The 18352-nt window shown below is 42.2% G+C and carries 4 protein-coding genes; all 4 read left to right on the forward strand.

Annotation, left to right across the window (positions count from 1 at the left end; translation table 11 throughout):
* Positions 1-52: 52 nt before the first annotated feature.
* The 4 genes from SIB41_RS08470 (at position 53) to SIB41_RS08485 (ending at position 18141) form a co-directional block, all read left to right on the forward strand.
* Positions 53-13333, forward strand: a complete 13281-nt coding sequence (locus tag SIB41_RS08470) for a putative Ig domain-containing protein (RefSeq protein ID WP_413358197.1) — start codon at positions 53-55, stop codon at positions 13331-13333.
* 83 nt (positions 13334-13416) lie between these two features.
* Positions 13417-14139, forward strand: coding sequence for a peptidylprolyl isomerase (locus SIB41_RS08475; RefSeq protein ID WP_169246934.1), 723 nt, complete (start codon positions 13417-13419; stop codon positions 14137-14139).
* Positions 14126-17029 carry a peptidase domain-containing ABC transporter gene (locus tag SIB41_RS08480; protein WP_413358199.1) on the forward strand — a complete coding sequence of 968 codons (2904 nt, stop codon included), beginning with the start codon at positions 14126-14128 and terminating at the stop codon, positions 17027-17029. Before SIB41_RS08475 ends, SIB41_RS08480 begins: the two co-directional genes overlap by 14 nt.
* On the forward strand, positions 17026-18141 hold the full coding sequence (locus tag SIB41_RS08485; RefSeq protein ID WP_413358201.1) for an HlyD family secretion protein: 1116 nt from the start codon (positions 17026-17028) through the stop codon (positions 18139-18141). Before SIB41_RS08480 ends, SIB41_RS08485 begins: the two co-directional genes overlap by 4 nt.
* Positions 18142-18352 lie beyond the last annotated feature (211 nt).

Below are 18352 nucleotides of genomic sequence, written 5' to 3' on the forward strand. Positions count from 1 at the left end.
TCTAAGTCTTTCTATCTTTTACCGCTAAATAACAAGTCCGGCTAATGGCTCGATGGATGAACAGCTCGCATCAGTAAACTGGACCGACGATGCAACTAATACGGAGCATGATGCTGTTCAATATTCTTTTTCTGCTCCAGAGATTATTTATGATTCTCCCTCAGATTCACTCAATCAAGAGACTGCTTCAGTTAATCTAGACCTGGATGATCAGAAGGTTTCACCTGCATGGCAAAATGGTGAATCTATTTCCTTGGAGCAGCAGGAACTAGATAGCTCAATCCAGAAATTAGCGGGCGATGTACCTGGTCTTGATGTTGATAACCTCTATGAACCTTCTCCGTGGGATTCTCAATTAGTACTGCATGGATCAGCCTATCCAGCTCCATCTCTTGAGCAGGATTTGCATTCTGCCGATTTGGATCAATCCACTCCAGATCCAACTCTTTTGGGTGCCAATATTGACTTGTATTTTGAGGCTACAAGTTCTGACCAGATTGATACTCCAGAACCAACTCATACAGCTCCGGATTCTCTTTCTGGTCTCTACATAAGCCTTGAGTCAGATTCTTTACCTCTAATTTCAAACAATCTTTCTCCTCTTTTAGGCAATGAATTTGCTAGTGATCCTTTTCTTGTTTATCAGAATACTGATCAACTGGCTGACGTTCTGTTAGAAAAAAATCCAGATTCAGACTTGGATGATCAATTTTTAAAAGAGGCAAAGGCTCTTGCTGTTCCTTCGTTAGAAGGAGAAGAGGTTCCTTTTAACCCTTTGCACGACTATCAAAATGGAGGCATAGAGGAGCAAGGCAAACAATCAGTGCACGTTAATTTGCAGCGCCAAGTCCAAGTCCAGGCACGTGTGGCTGATAGTGAAGACAATAAATTAGAGGCAACACAAATCGAACCAGTCATTGATTTCTACTCAATAGATGGGCAAGCAACGTTCTCTTCAGTTGGAAAGTTCCCAGACGTAAAAGATCATCTTAATCTTGATGCTATTAATTGGCGTCCTCTTGATCAAGATGGAGCTCCACAGCTCAATGAGCAGGACTTGCCACTCAATATTCCCTTCAAGGTTGAAGAGTGGTTTGAAGATCAGACCACGCTCATGCCATTGGGAGAGTATCCACCAATGGCTGAGGCCAACGGCCCATGGAGCCTTCGTGCTTTTTCGTTGCCTGGTGTCTCGCCACCGCCTTTGCCTAATTGGCTAGAGGTGATGCAGATGTCTCCCACCCCAGAACTAGTGGGAGACGGACGTCTTGTGATTAGTCAAACCTTTGAATCTGATCCTCAGGATCCAAAGAAGCTTTGGGTAGAGATTCATGTTCAAGATCGTCGACCCGATGGTCTCGGTCTGATTGGCCTTGAACTGGTTCTCAATTGGAATGCCTCAGCATTGGATTTGATTGTTGATCAAAACCGTTCAAATCAGGTGTTTGAGCGTAATCATTTGCCACTTTTTCAGAAAACAGGCAAGCTCACAACACTTCAGCCAGAAAGCGCTAGTGATCTACCCCGCGAAACACTTGTGGGCATAGGCGCTGCTGCGCTCCCTAATGCAGGACTTGGTGAGGCACTCGGGAATTTAAGTGCGGCAGATCCGCAAACGCTCTTCGCCCGCTTAGCTTTTCAGGTTGAAGATCCTTCTCTGGCTCCTGATCTGCAAATGCAGGTCACCATGTCACCAACGAATGGAGGTATCGCTTTAAATGATCAACAAATTCTTGTTCTTGATGGCCAGAGCCCTAATGCTTGGGTTCTAAAAGCTCAGCCTACGCAAGAGCAAGTTGGCAGTTATGCCTTTACTCTCCAGCAGGGGGAACTAGATAGCGGCCTAACCACTCATTTGGCTGTAGCTGTAAGTGAGGTTAATGATGCACCAATAGCTTTAACAGAAAAAGAGATTCCTTCAGAAAGCTTTACTCCTGAATTACTACAGGGGCAATCACTAAGCCACGATCTTGGCCGTCTATTTAGAGATCAGGATGATTCTAGTCTTCATTACAAACTGGTTTCAGCCCCGAGTTGGCTAGAGGTTGATAGTCAAACGGGCCGACTGATCGGTGTCCCCAATAATTCTGATGTAGGTAGTTATAGTGTTACTGTTGTCGCAGATGATGGTAGAGGAGGCACGGCTAAACAACAGCTTTTAATTGACGTTAAAAACGTTAATGACAGGCCTCAGGTTGATTCATCAGTATCAATTGTTCCTCCGCACCTGATTCAAGGAGAGAGCTTTACTTATAGGTTGCCAAAAGGTGCTTTTGTTGACCCAGATTTGTCTGTAGATAGAGATGAACAACTTCACTATCAACTTGTTGCAGCAGAAGGTGATCAGTCTCCACCGGCATGGATCCAGATTGATCACGCCAATGGAACCCTGACTGGTACAGCAGGAAGCAGGGATGTTGGCATTAATAGGTTTGTTATCAGAGCTGTAGACGCGTCAGGTCTTTTTGTTGATCAATCTATCAGCCTTAACGTTGAAAATGTTAATGATACGCCTCACCGCACTAAATTGCTTTCTGAATTCATATCTGCTCAGCTTCCTATTGCCTCTGGAGAGGCTCCCCTAAGTGAAACTGATCCTAATGCATTATTTACTGGCTTAGAACGCATCATTGATTTAAAGACTTGGTTCAATGATCCTGACCTGAATATCGTGCCTGGCGAGAAATTAGAACTTCATGTTGAACTTGATATCGGAACTGGCAAAGTGATTGATTTAGCAGATCATAATCTGTCGCAAGATCAGCGTCCAGCATGGCTCAGTTGGGATGAGAATTCTGGCCTGCTGAAAATTAATCCAAGTGTTGAAGAGATTGGTCAGCATATCCTGCGAGTGAGCTCTACAGATTCGGCAGGCTTGAGTGCATCAGCAATAGTTCCTCTACTTGTTCGCCATCGCAATAGTTCACCTATTGTCAGCTTTGCTAGTGCAGATGATCTACTTGAATCTTTGAGGACAGAAGGCATCAATAGTGCAACAGTAATCAACTCCTCTGAAAGTAGTAATCAATCGAATAAACTCAGTGGTTTGGAAATAACATTAGCTGAAGAGGACGATGTATTGCTGGAGCTTCCTCGCTCTCTTTTCTCTGATCCAGATTTAATTATGAGTGGCTCTGAACAACTCACTCTTGAGTTGCAAGGCGCAACAAATTTATTTAGGCAATCAAAGGACAATCATCCCCCTCCCTTTGAATTTGATCCTAAGACATTGACGATAAAAGGAAATACTACTGGCCTTGGGCTTGATGCGTATGGCGGATTGAGCCAGTGGCAGGTTAGATTAATTGCTACTGATACTTCTGGTGAATCAGCCAGTTTTGATCTTTCACTTAAACTACAGCGCACTTGCACCACCCCTGAGCTTGTAGCTCTAGATGATGTTCATAAGAAACCAGAAGGGTCCCTCGTTCAACTAAATGATCTCGTTCAATTCACTCTTAGGCCACGAGATGGTGAATTGGTCCACCTCACAATTAAACAGCCGCTAGGAAAACAACAACCATTAAATCTTGTAGAAATAGATGGAGTTGACGTGGTCAATTCAACTTATTCTAGCACTCAACGTCAATGGCAAATCACTGGATCAGCAGAACAAGTTCAAGCTATTATGGATGATTTACAATTCAAAGTTGCTGATGATGAGCACGCAATCGGTGATTTCAAGTTAGATGTTTCCATTCGAAGTGAACTTGGCGATACCGGCCTTGTCTCTGAGACAATCACTCAGGCTGTTACATTCACTCTTGAGCCAACTGCCAATTCGCCCCTTTGGGTAGATAGTATTAGAAGTGAATTGCACAGCAGTGATTCACTAAGGCTTGAAACTCTCGCAAGTCGGCTCATAGCAAATAGTGTCGATCCACGCGAACAACTTAGTTATCGTGTTGAATTACCAGGCAATCGCCCCGATCTCTTGATCACTGATCAAAGCGGTGTAGAGCTCGGAGAGCGTCAAGGTGATTTACTTTTACTGACTACAGATGAGTGGCAATCTGCATATCTTCGCAGCACAGATGCAGCCCATCAAGATACTTCTCTGATTGTTGAAGCGATCAGTACTGAAGCCAGCAATGGCACGCAAGCTTTCTCCACAGCAAAAACTCTCAGCACAAATCCCTGTCCGTTATTAAAACAGGCCCCTGAATTGCTATTGAGACCTCCAGTGAGCATCCAGCGCTCTGGCGAAGAAGCAATGCTTCAACTTGAGCTCGACCTACCTGATGCAGCTAAGAGTCTGCAATTGCAACTCGACTTACCTGCAGATAGCTCGATCAACATCAAGGGAGCTCAAATCAGTTCAAAACTTTTACCAAATCAATTAGGAGAAGCTGTCAATAGGCGCTTCATTATCACTTTCGATAGTGAGCAACAGCCTTTGCCAGATAAACTTGATATGGGGATCACTAGTCCTGCTAGTTTTAAAGGTAGTTTTGAAGGTCGTTTAAGTGTATTGGCGTCCGCACGTTCTGTACTTAGAGAGCATTTAGATCCACTTGAATTGGCAATTGATATCACAAATGGCCTTGCATGTGAAGTTGAGGATCGTCCTTTCGCCTGGGATGTTGCTCAAGTTGCTCTGGCTCCTAAGTTTATAACTGAACCATTTAAAGACGAGCCCTGTCTAAATTTCAACCCTGAGACAGGTGCGCTGACAATCTCTGTACAACGCGGGATTGGTGCATCTGGTAAGCAGAATATAAATGAAGATCTTACTCTGGCTGTAATTAACATTCCAGCTGGCTATGTATTAGCGGAGAAGGTGAACGACACGTTTCAAGCTGTAGGTGCAACAGACGCATTTGGCACGATGACATTATTCACCTTAAATTCTAAAGACAAACAAGAAGCTGCTAGTTCAATTGGGTATACAACGGTTAATGACGGCAATCTGTTCCTTGTTGCTACTGATAAGAATGCGGTCAGCCTTAATGGTGCTTATCTGAATTTAGCACTCACTGCTCGAATTAGTAACCAACCTGGTGGCGATTCCAGATCTGAGATTATTAAGCATAAACTTAATCTTGAGGCCATGAATGGCGGATTTAATTCTGTACAAAGCTTGTCTGCAGCTACACGATTTGTCGATCCTCTGATTCTTGATTTGACCGAAAAGCAAGGCCTCCCACTTACTTCGTTAGCGAGTGATGGTAGTGGTGTGAGCTTTGAAATGCTACCTGAGAGTCCTGAAGTCCCCACGGCCTGGCTTAAGCCGGATGCGAATGCAAATGGACAATTTAATGCCGGTTTTGTTGTGCTCAACGATGTCAGTAATGACTCTGCTAATGCTGACATAAAGATAAGCTCTATTAGCGAACTGCTTTCGGAATATTTTCAGACAGAAAGTCGTCAACGTAGTTTTCTATCTGGTAGTTCGGCTCTAGCCAGCCTGGATGCCAACAATGATGGGCTGCTCAATAGCCTTGACTCATCATGGAGTCAATTGCAACTTTGGTTTGATGATGGCGATGCAATCAGCGAATTTGATGAGCTACAACCCATCAATAATTTTCTAGAATCGATTAATTTAGACACGCTAATAACGCTCGCCGAACAACCTGAGTGGGCTGCGGACAATGCAGTGTTGCGTCGTCTCAGTGGAGCCAGTCTTGGCAAACCCGCAGACATCTACGAACTTTATGACGTCGGCCTTCGGGTCGCACCAGCATTTACAGCACAATTAGACCTTCAGTTAGAAGGGATAGATGTTCAGCAAGTTGGCGAATCTGGAATGATTTCAAATCAAACAGATCATGGAGTGAATAAAGTTTCGGCAATGGGATCAAGTACTGAGCTAGTTACTGATAAATTAGTTACAGGGCTTCAATCACGTTTAAGTCGTCTGCAGTTACAGGAGAATGGTAATCCTGTTCCACTCAAATTGAAGAGTCAGGGCAGTGCTAAGTGGTCAGAGAATGGCTTGGATGACTTCACCTTGGTTCGGATGTCAGGTTTGCCAGCTGAGATTGTTCCTTCTGTAGGTGTTCGTGATTCTCGTGGTGATTGGTTATTTACATGGTCTGAACTGAATGCTAATGACGGCCAAGTCGAACTGATCCCTGGTCAAAACTGGAGTGGAAATGCAAATTTGCAGGTGTTGATCAGTCAGCTACAGCCTGATGGCTCATTACTTAGTTCTGCACTTACAAGTATGGCTTTGGATGTTGTAGCAGTTGCTGATGAGCCTCTGTTGCAATTGAATAACGTAACCATCAATGAAGACCAGTCTCTTGCATTAAATCAAATTCTCAAGCGAGCAGAACTTATTGACGATGATGGTTCAGAAATCATGCATTACGAGTTGAGTGCAATCCCAGATGGAGTTGTGTTGCAACGCTTAGTGACTGGGGATAAGCATGTTGTTTTAGATTCCGAAGAGGGTGTCTATAGGTTTAGTTCTGAAGAGCTCGAAGGAGTGGAATTGCATGCTGCAGAAGACTTCTCTGGCATATTGCAATTTAAATGGCATGCTGTGGCAACAGAAGCTTCCAACGGTAATATCGGCCGCACGAGCCAGGATGCACTCATAACTATTCGGGCGATTGCAGATACACCCTCTGATGTTGTTTATAACGAGTCTCCTCCTGCTCTTTTGGAGGGAGGCTCTGTTTCCCTATCTAGCTTGATCAAGCAACAGACTCCTACGTCGGGTCTTAAAGACACAGATGGTTCCGAGGAATTACGACTTGAGTTCAAGTTACCCCAAGGCCTTTCCTTGAAACATCAAACTGATGCTAATTGGCAACCGATTAGCCATGTCAATTCTGATGGTGAGCAGATTGTAATGATAAGTGCTAAAGATTTATCAGAGGTGAAGCTGGTAGACAAAGGGATAGAGCAAGTTGACAGTTTCAGCGTCTCTGTCTCAAGTGTCAGTCGAGAAATTAGCAATGGCCAGCTTGCTCGGAGTGAGTCTAAAGAGCTGACACTTGGTTTTATCCGCAATGCAAGAGCTGCTAAGATTACTCTTCTAGATGCTCCCACTATATTAGAAGACTCTAATGGAGTAGACATTAGCGATTTCATTCAGGTTGTAGCAGCTAATAAAAAGGATATTCTTAGTTACCGTATTTCTGAAATAACAGAGGGCATCAAACTTATAGATCCTGATGGTCAGATTTGCGTGCCAGACAAGGTCAATAAAACCTTTATTCTGTCGAGCCTAGATGGCTGGCAATTGCAACCAAATGAGCATCAAGCTGGTCAATTTGGCTTCGATATTGAAGTGATTAGTAGGGCACCTGTGGATGGTGGCAAGTCAGCGACAGCATTAAAACATATCAACTTTAGTGTCAAAGCAGTTGCCGATATGCCAACCCTCCTACTTGACCAATCTGAAGCTAAAAAATTACTAATCGAGAGCAATGGATGGTTGAATTTAGATAGCCTCAAACCAATCGTCAGCTCTCCTGATAGTGATCAATCGGAACGCCTTTCAATTGTGATCGGTGCTATTGGTGTTGATGGCAAGCCCGTTAGCCTGCCATCCCATAGCCGCTTTAATGTTCCCGCCACACAATTGACAGATGGTCGCTGGGAAATTCAAGATGATGATTTTGATAATCTTAGTCTCTACCTTGGGGAAATTGCAGATGATCTAACGATTACTTTTACTCCTACATCTCACGATGGTGATGATCAAATTCAAGCAGCAATGACAAAACTTACGGTTGCTGCCAACTCTGTTACCCAGATCCCACTACTTGAGGTGCGCGGAGTCATGGAAGGTCTAGAAGATTTACCGATCCCATTACTTGCTCAATTAGAAGGTGTCATTAATGCTCAGCTAAGAGGAAGAGGAGTCGGCCAAACATTAGAATTGGAAATTAGCGGCTTGCCTGCAGGCTCGAAGTTTGTTCGTCTGATTAATAGCAATAGTGATTCTTCATCTCCCTCATATAGCCAACCAGTCAATACCAATCAAGACAATGAATTAACATCAACTTTAAGGTTGCCTTATGTTCAATGGCAACAGATGCACTGGCTAGGCCCTGCGAACCAGTCTGGTGAATTTAGTTTTGATGTTCAAGCCTTTAGTGTTGGCAAAAATGGAGATGTCTTGAGTACAGATATCTCAACGGTAAGTATTTTCTTGACTCAATTCAATGATAAGCCTGAGATTATCGATGACAGTGACCTAAGCGCTATTCAAGAGGGAGAGAGTGGTCAATGGGATTTGTTATCTCGTTTTAAAGACGTAGATAATAACAGTAGCGAGCTGTCACTTAGCGTCAACACTCTGGACGAGAATGGAAGTATTGGGGCACTACCATCCTGGCTTAGTCTAAGTTCAGAAGGGATCTTGGCTGGAAGTCCAAGCAATGCTGACGTTGGCATGCTCAAATTCTTGATTACCGCTAGCGATCCGTTAGGCCAAGTTACAACGATGAAGCTAAGCTTGGACGTTGGAGATGTAAATGCAGAGCCAACCTTCAACAGGGAAGCCTTGAAAGACTGGGAAGTTATTAGCAATGAAGGCAATGAAATCTTTAGTCGCAATCTTGATCTAAGGCAGCGAATACAAATAGACCTTGAAACTGCATTCAGTGATGAGGATAAAATCAATGGTGATATTCTTACATACACTATCAGTGATGATGATAGCGGATGGAGCTCAAGTCTAGATGGTTTTGCCAGTGTGAAAGATGGTGAATTGGTTGTTCAGGCTATAGGTAAAGAAAATGTTGGCTCGCATGTGTTGCGTCTGCGAGCGACAGATCAAAGGGGAGCGAGTATGACAAAAGAGCTGAATATCAATGTGCTGAATATTAATGACGCTCCAATCGTTGTTCGTGATAATGCCATCCTTGTGCGTGAAGGAGTCTGGGAGGAAAGAGTCCGGGTTAATCAAGATCAAGAGTCTTGGCAGCTCAATCTTGAGGGGCTCTTTAGTGATGCTGATATCACTGATCGCATTGACCAGATTACTCCGTCTTTTCTTCCTGCTTGGCTTCAATACACACCTTCTACATCAAATACAGGAGGAGTGCTGAGTGGAAAACCTGGCAATCTAGATGTTGGCATCACTCCCTTGGAATGGCAGGCTGTGGATGATGTAGGCGAAGTTGCAACTTATCGCCTTAATCTCGAGGTCATCAATGTTAATGAAGCTCCGGAAGCCATTAGCAACCCAGATTTGTCTGAATTAGGTATCTTACGAAACGGAGTTGCCACGATTGATGAAGAAAGTTACTCCCGCCTAGACCTGTCGAAACTATTTACTGATAGCGACAGCATACATGGTGATTCACTTGCTTATGAAATTACAAAGGTTACTAAGGAAGGCAATCAGTTACCGCAGGTTGTTGATTGGTTGGGTATCGAGCATCGCAGCTCGATCACACCTAACGCAAGCGGTAAGCTTTTGATCGAGCCAGTATTCTATCGAGTCACTGAATCTGGCAGCCTAGGAGATGCTGTGCCACCTGATGATATAGATAAGCTGGAAAAGAATACACTGCTCAGAGTATTAGTTGAAGCTACAGATGATCGCAAAACAGATCTTAAAGGTGTAATTGGTGCTGATCTTGATGTGACATGGAGTCCAGCACTTACTCTTGTTAAAGATAGTGCTGCCATTACAGATTCGCTGCCTCTATTTCAATCAATTTACGAAACCACTAATGGTTTACGCATGAAAGCAGGCTCTGCTCCAGACGGGGGTTTGTCAATCGGTAAGGCTATAGGTAGTAAACCAAAAGAAAGTTTGTTGAGTTTCGATTTGCTTCTTAATGATCCAGATCAAAAAGTGCTTGTGAGCTTAAATAGAGGAAAGGGCCTTAACCGCGATGGCCTTAATGGACGACTTGGTGAACAGTTTGACTCAGAGAATAGTGTGGTTCATTCTTTCTCTAGTCAAGCAGGTGCTGATATTGAGATACTTGCACCAGGTAATGCTGATGTCGGCAATTATATCGTTACGATTACAGCAACAGATCAGGATGGCAAAAGTAGCAGCGCAGAGGTGCCATTGCTGATTTCAAATACAAATGATGCTCCAGAAGTAATAAAGAATGCAGAGAATATCCTTGCCAAATGGCTTGCTGAAAAGCCTCATCTAGAACACAATAATGACATGACTCCTTTGGTAAAGTTATTTAAGGACCAGGATCTGATACATGGAGATAAACTAGACATAAGACTTGTTGAAGCATCAGCACAAGATTCGCAGCAGAATTTTTCTGTAAATAGCATTGTAGAACTAGCACCGGGAATCAATGGCAATGTCAGCCTAAATCTGCGCCCTCCTAAAGGCATCACAAGTATTTATGAGCAAATGTTCCGCTTAGAGGCTACAGATTCTGATGGTTCTACAGCTAATACAGACTGGCTTACTGTCGCAATTACACCGTCTGCAGAGGCTACTGTTCTTAACAGAGGCTCTGATAAGAAGATATTAGACACTCAAGCTCTCGGTACTATCACTAAGAAGAATATAAATATTGATCTAGGCCAAGCCTTAAATATAAATGCACCTGAACTCGTTGACCCGACTGGAGACGAAGCCGAGTTGCGATTTCTTGTTAAGTCAGCAGATGCAAAGTTGGTTCTAGAAGGCAAGGATGATCACGATTTCTTTGAGGTTAATATTAATGATCAAGACCAATCAGTCTTTAGCGTCAACCTTAACAAGCTACAACAGATTTCAGGCAACACTTACGGCAACCTAGAGAATCTAAAGCTTATACTTGCTCCCAACCAAATAGAGCTTTTGCCTTCTGCCTTAAGTACAAAACAAGTTAGCGGAATTCCCTTGAAGCTATGGACATCAACTCATGTTAAAGGAGATACTTCTAAACAGTTTGGCGAGATTCAGAGCAATTACTCAGAAATTTGGATACCGGTAGATAATACTGCTCCAACCTTTAATTCAGTTAAGCCAGTAAAAATTAACCAAGATTTCTTTTCCCAGGATTACTTCTCTTCTGAGAAACCACTCTTCTCACTTACGAATCAGTTTACGGATATAGATGCAAGTGATACAGCTAATTGGCAAATCGAGGTCCCACGAGATTTGCAAGGATTACTCAAGCTAGACGAATCCACTGGAGATATAAGTTTTACGCACAAAGTCAATTCCTTAACAGATCTTCCGGTAGGCAACCATCGGATCATTGTTAGACAGATCGATAGCTCAGGAAGACTTGGAGATTCAACTGGTATTAGCAGTGGAACAGTTCGTTTGTTTGTTGCTTCAAGCAACGAGGACGAATCATTAGTTGGCGGCTTAGAGCTGTTAACAAGAGGAGATGGTGGAGAGCTTAAGCAAATATTCAGTAAGCTTTCAGCAGGTGAAGAGCTTCAGCAGCAGGAAGCAGAAGTTATTGATATATTTGAAAGACTTCAGGTAAAGAGTAACAAGAGGCAGGAATTTATTGAAGAGTTAGAGAAAGGTTCTTTAGCAATTCTTGGCAAGCCAGAGGATGGAGAGCCTCTTTTATTGCTCGATGCTTCCTATGATGATAATAGCTTGTTGATTAATTCTGAGCAGAAAGAGGCATCTGCAGAACTTTTGGACAAGGCTGAAGATCTGTTAGATAGCCAAACAATTGCAGAAACACCTATGGGTGAATTAGATTTTTCCATAGATATTCAAGGAGAAAAATCAAGTATCGTTCAGATTCGTCTCGAAAATGGTGGTATGGATATCGATGATCTTGTCAAGACAACATCAAGTGGAACTCCTTATTTATTTAATTCTCGCAAGCTAACCTATGACTCAAGCAAGGATGGAGAGATGTCAGAGTGGCTTTCTGGCCTTGCTTATGATGTCTATTTCTATGGCCACGCAGATGGTTCAAAGGCTAGCTCCTTATCAACTGGCATAAAACTCCGCAAAGAAGATGATTTTTCACAAGCGTTGTTAAGCAAAGGCTTTGGTAACGATTACCTGCCACGAATGGATGGGTCTGGACTACTGATTGATTTGGACGGAGATAGTACTACTGATCTCATTAGCATGCTGCTTATTGATCAGGGATTCTTTGATACTGATCAACGCTTTGGGATTATTGGTGATCCACTGATACCTGTAAAAACCTCTGATATTGCTGCAAAATCAGCAGTCGCGAGTGGTAATAGTAACTCCTTAGCTTTGGGAGGTGGTCAGACCTCTAATAACCATAACCCTCAAGATTCTGAATATCCAGACATACAAGATCCGATCGACACATCTCAAGATGCAACTAGCGATCCACAAAATCAGGATCCTTCCTCATCAGAAATAGATGATTCCTCTATTACTGATGAGGAAGTGATAAATGATGAAGCAAGGTCTTCTAATTCCAATCCTTCTCTACAGTCAGGCTCGCCGCAAGGCTATAAGCCCAATAATAGATCACCTTATAACAGCATTGGTAGTCCATCCATGCAGAGTTCAAATTCCTCAAACTCATTGAGCAGCTTGACCTCAGATAAACTCAACAGTAATAGAAGGCCTGAGTCTCTTACGTCTCAGCAGGAACCAGATGGTTCACTACAAACAAATGATGAATCACTAGCCTCTCAAAATCAATTAACAAAAGCACAACGTACCAATGCATTGTTCAACAATTCATTAGCATCTGTACAAGACTGGATGCAAGCCAGAAAGGAAGATGCTTTAGAGGCTATCAATTCATTGATAGCCTCTATTGAGGATTCCAATCAAGCTTCAATGGCAGGAGCTATCGCACTTCTATTAGCTCCGGTACTAGGGGAAAGACTACTAACAAATACTGCAAAAGCTATGGATACTAATATTACGTTGAAGTTACGACGACGAGGTGAAAACTTTAAAGGTGTTTGGGCTATGCCTACGCGTGATGGCCGATTCATTTCTATCAGTAAGGATTGCTCTGCTCTTGATTTTAAGCCTATAGATATTTCAGAAGCAGATACGAATCAGATGCAAATACTGCCTGGCTTTAATTCAAATGGAAAATCGCTATTAAGCCTTGCCATGCCTCTGATGCGAAGTCCAGGTAGATTTATACATTCAGTACATGCTTTGTCTCAAGAGCTGTTAAGTAATCCAACCCCAGATATTAATTGGGATGATTGGATCAATCGTTCATTTAACCAGCATAATAGGAATGGAGAGCATGCTCGCGAGGCTGTAAAGGCTTTGACTGAACTGCGACGACTTGTTGATCAAGCGATTCAGCAAGACCCTGCTTTGGCAGACGTTATCATGCTAAGCCAACTTCATGACTGCAATTCTCTGCTTGGATTAGCAACTAAACCTCATGCAGCTCCTGCTAGCAAAGCTTATTCCAACATTGCTCCTGATCAAGATGTGGGAACCGCTATTGCCTCATCTAACTCAGCAAAATGAGCTAGGATTGTTATTGGCTAAGTTTGTAAACTTAGCTATGCTCAACAAAGAGGTTCAGGCAGGAAGCTTTGGAGCAAACTCTGATGCAGCAAGTTGCCTTGCATGGACTACTACAATCCCTTATAAGAGCACAGGCTGAATTCGAATTTGTTAACCAGTTTGAATTGGATGATGAAGGGCAGCCAATAGATGATGAGCAAGCAGTCTCTACATTAATAAAAGACTTAAAAATACCCAATCATCAAGCACTTCAGAGCTGGAGAAACAGCCATCTGCTAAATAGTGACGACGATAATTTCATTAGTTATGCCCATAATCGACTTAAACGTAAGCGAGTAATCGACAAGCTAATCACAGGTAATGGTGAGTCTTTATTTCTTCGCTATAAGGATAGGCTAGACCGCGTTCTCTATAGCTTGATTCGAGTTGAATCTGAGGATCTTGCCTATAACCTTTATTATTCTATTGAATCTGGAGAAATAGAGTTCGGTTCTGCTGCTGAGTCCCACAGCTGTGGGCCAGAATCCAAAACTCAGGGGATCATTGGGCCTGTTGATCTGACAACACCTCATCCAGAGGTCGCAGCAAGGCTTCGTACTGCTTCTGCGAGGCAATTATTTTCACCTTTTCAAGCTGATGAATGGACTGTGATTGTTCGACTTGAGTATAGATTTGATAGTTCCTTTGACGAATCCACTAAAGAATTTTTAGGGGGACTTTTATTAGGGAGCAAGTGCAAAGAAATAGCTGAAAAAATTTCAAAAACTTATCTCGACAAGGAGGATTTGGAAGTTGCAGCTGTCTAATAAAAACTATCAAAGCTTGATCACTTCATTAGAGTTAGATCTTGAGTTAGAAGAAGTTGAGCCTGGGGCTCTAATCTATTCGACTAATAATTCTCCGGGAAAGATCGTGTTTATAGAGAAAGGGCAGCTAAGGTTAATAGATGAAAAGCGAACATTTGGTTCTCTCACTTTATTGAAATCAGATGCTCCTTTTGTTCTTGGCCTATCTCAACTCAACTCTCTGCCCATAGCAGAAGAGGCAAGAGCATCTTCTCTCTGTAGCTATGGAGTTATAAGTCTTGAAGACTTGCCTGAGAAATCTGTTTCTATTTTGAATGATCTGCTACGGAATTCGATAGATCCATTTGAATTGCCAACTGTAAAATCTCTTCTTCAGGATTCTAATAAATATTTTAATCCTAACCATGACAATCCTAATCTTTTGATGAATGATTTGAATATTGTTAAATCAGCTGAACAGATTAGAAGCACAGGAATTCTTTTCTATTTGGATCAGGAAAACGATGGTTTTCAATATGGACAATCCTTGACTCCGGAAATATTTCGTACCTATTTTAATTCTCAATCATTGCCGCGAATAGGCATCGTACATACGCAAGAAATATTGCAAACGAATAGGCATTTACCCAAAGCAGTAGAAAAAGTTATTGAACAAGAGCCCAATCAGCCCGAAGCTCCAATCAATGACTCAATGCCTACTACACTTGAACTAGATAATGATGTTCGCAAGCAGGAAGTTTTTGATTTTAATCTGATTAGAGCTAATAATCGCAGAGATGCATTCGTCGCTTGTCTAAGTATGTTGGTCGAGCATTTTGAGCTCCCTACACGTCGCGATACCATAAACAGAGCAGCTAATATATTGGATGAAGATGATATTCGCTGGGGCAGAAAACTTCTGTCAATCTTAGACAACTTTGGACTTGCAGTTCGCAACATTCGTATTCACCCTGATCGCCCTCTGCGCTTACCCGTGCCATGTATTTGGATCGACAGTCAGGGTTTATGTTCCATTATAGTAAACACAACTAATCGTGAAATAATTATACTGAACCCTCTTAAGGGAGTAGAGAAACTTCGAACATCAGAAGCAAGCGAAAGATTATCTGACAACCCAGAAGTCATATCAGTTGCTCTAGGTCTACATACTCCGAAGAAGAGATTTAATGTTTTGTGGTTGCTTCCGTATATGAAGCGTTATCGCCTGCAATTAATAGAAGTATTTGCTGCAAGCTTCTTAAATCAATTATTTGCACTCGCGACACCTTTACTTTTTCAACAAATTATAGATCGGGTTATTAGTAAAGGTGCCTTTGATGCCTTAACTCCACTTGTCGTTTTGATGATGATTTTTGTCATACTTGAAACAATTTTTTCAAGCCTGAGAACTTTTCAATTTGTTGAAGTTTCTAATCGTATTGATATTGGTGTAGGTTCAGCAATAGTTTCAAGGCTTTTACGAATTAATGCGCGTTTCTTCGATCGACGTCCAGTCGGAGAGCTTTCAAGTCGATTGGGAGAGCTAGACAATATACGCCGATTCCTTACTGGTACAGCCTTAACAGCAGTACTCGATGCAATTTTTTCTGTTCTCTATTTTGCGGTCATGTTCTTTTACAGCCCGCTCTTGACGCTAACAGTATTACTGACAATACCTTTCTTATTTATTGTTACTGTAGGGATCACTCCCATCACTCAAAGACTTATTAGGAGAAGAGCTGAGGCCGCCTCCCGTACACATTCTCTTTTAGTAGAGATCTTAAGTGGAATTCAAACTGTAAAATTACAAAATGCAGAGCTAACAGCCCGTCGCCAATGGGAAGACCGTCACCTTGAATCGATTAATCAAGGGTTCAAAGCTGTTTTGGCAAATACGACAAGCTCAAATGCCTTACAGCTCATAAGTAAGGTTAGCAACATTATTATTATCGGCCTTGGAGCTTGGCTGGTGCTTCGCAATGAACTTACCCTTGGTCAACTCATTGCCTTCCGTATTATTAGTGGTTATGTAACCCAACCAATGTTGAGGCTAGCATCAACCTGGCAGAGTTTCCAGGAGATGTCTCTCTCATTAGAAAGAGTTGGGGATGTTGTTAATCAACCACTAGAGATAAGTGAAAATGAAGAAGGTAATATAATTATCCCTCCTATTAAGGGTCGTATAGTTGCTGATGCCGTTGGTTTTGCCTATTCAAGTTCTTCAACTCCTGTCTTGTCTTCTGTAAGTCTCGAGATAGAAGCTGGCACCTTTGTAGGACTTGTTGGTCAAAGTGGCTGTGGTAAAAGCTCATTTTTAAAGATGGTACCTAGGCTATATATACCTACTCAAGGTAGGATACTTATTGATGGCTTTGATATTGCCAAAGTTGATCTTTATAGCCTACGTAAACAGCTTGGGTTTGTTCCACAAGATTGCATGCTTTTTGAAGGTACTGTTTTTTCAAATATTGCATTAGGTGATCCTCAAGCAGAAAGTGAACGGGTTTTAGCAATGTCAAAGATTGCTTGCGCCCATGAATTCATCATGACACTGCCTTATGGTTACAATACACCAATTGGCGAAAAAGGAGCGGGGCTATCTGGAGGACAAAGACAACGAATCTCTTTGGCAAGAATGTTGCTTGAGGATCCTAATATGGTTATTTTAGATGAGGCTACTTCTGCCCTTGATGTAGACACTGAAAAACAGGTTGTAAGCAACCTGCGCGCTCACTTTAAGAATAAAACAATGCTAATGATCACCCATCGGCTTTCGACTCTTGTCGATGCTGATCAAATCATTGTTATGCATGATGGCAGAATAGATTCCATCGGCAACCATAAAGAGTTAATGAAAAAGAAGGGTCGTTATTTTGCCCTTTATCAGTCTCAATTTGGAGAGCCAGAGTGATTCTGAAAAAGATAGCAGGTGTTTTGCGACCACCTAAATCCAAACCCAAAAACAATATCCCACAGGCAGACTTAGGTCTTTTACCTCCAACACCTCTTTGGTCCAGAGTAATGATTTGGACCATTGGTGCAGGTTCTGTCTCTCTAATCATTTGGTCTGTCTTCACAAAAGTAGAAGAAACTGTGATGCTTCAAGGGGAAATCACTACGGCAAAGCCTGCTGTACCAGTAAAAGCTTTAGATCCAGGAGTAATAGAATCCATTCTAATAGAGCCCCATCAACCAATAACAACAGAGCAACCACTTATTATTTATGGTGATGATGAAACAAAGCTCCGCCTGGAAAGTCTCAAAAAACGCCTAGCGCTGATTAAAATTCAAAATGTGAGTGAGGTCAATATGTATGATTTTCGTATAGAACAAAGTAAGCAGCAATTAGCCCTAGACAGGGACATGCTTAGACGTCTTACCTTTCTATTAAAAGAAGGTGCTATTCAAGAGACCCAAGTCATTGAAAAGAAAACACAGATCAGCAAAGCAGCGCTCTCTATAGAAAGTATACGAGAAGAAAAGCAACGTTCAATTCATCAAACAGAGCAAACATCAGAAGAAATTAAAGGCAGTATTCAAGAACTTGAAGCCAAGTCAAATAGATTCACGATCACTTCCCCCGTCAATGGTTTTATCCAAGATGTCAAATACCAGAGTCCAGGCACAAGAATTCAACAGGGCGACATTGTAGCCACAATCATTCCTGACCGAGAGTTAATTGCCAAAGTAAAGATTCCCTCAAAATTGAGTGCTCCTATCGAAGTCAAAAGCCTTGCAAATCTAGATGTCGATGCATTCCCTTCTTCAGAGTTTGGATCTATAGAAGCTGAGGTCATATCCCTGTCGCCCATGACAAGTGCACAGTCAGGAGATTCACCTCAGAAGCTTTATAGCGCTGACCTGAAACTGCTAAAACCAAGCGCACCTAAGTTATTTAGCTTAGACCAACTCAGGCCAGGAATGGCAATTACAGCACGAATCAGACTGCGTGAAAAGCCTGCAATCTCGACAGTCTTTGAATTCCTTTCAAACCTATTTGATCCTCTGACAGAACAGAGGTAAAAACATCTTTTAACAGCCAATATTCTTACTTTAAGCTACTGATTTTAATCATAAATCACACCGCCAAGACCGCCTCATAATGCCGTGGCTTTTCGATTCGAACAAAACCTTAATAGAAGGAGCATCGCACCCTTTAAGCAAACAAGTAATCCAACGTATAACTATCATTTAAAGTCCTATTCAACAGACTCTCCAATCTCAATTCTGCTAG

The sequence above is a fragment of the Prochlorococcus sp. MIT 1201 genome (assembly GCF_047303415.1).
GTDB classification, from domain to species: Bacteria; Cyanobacteriota; Cyanobacteriia; order PCC-6307; family Cyanobiaceae; genus Prochlorococcus; species Prochlorococcus marinus_D.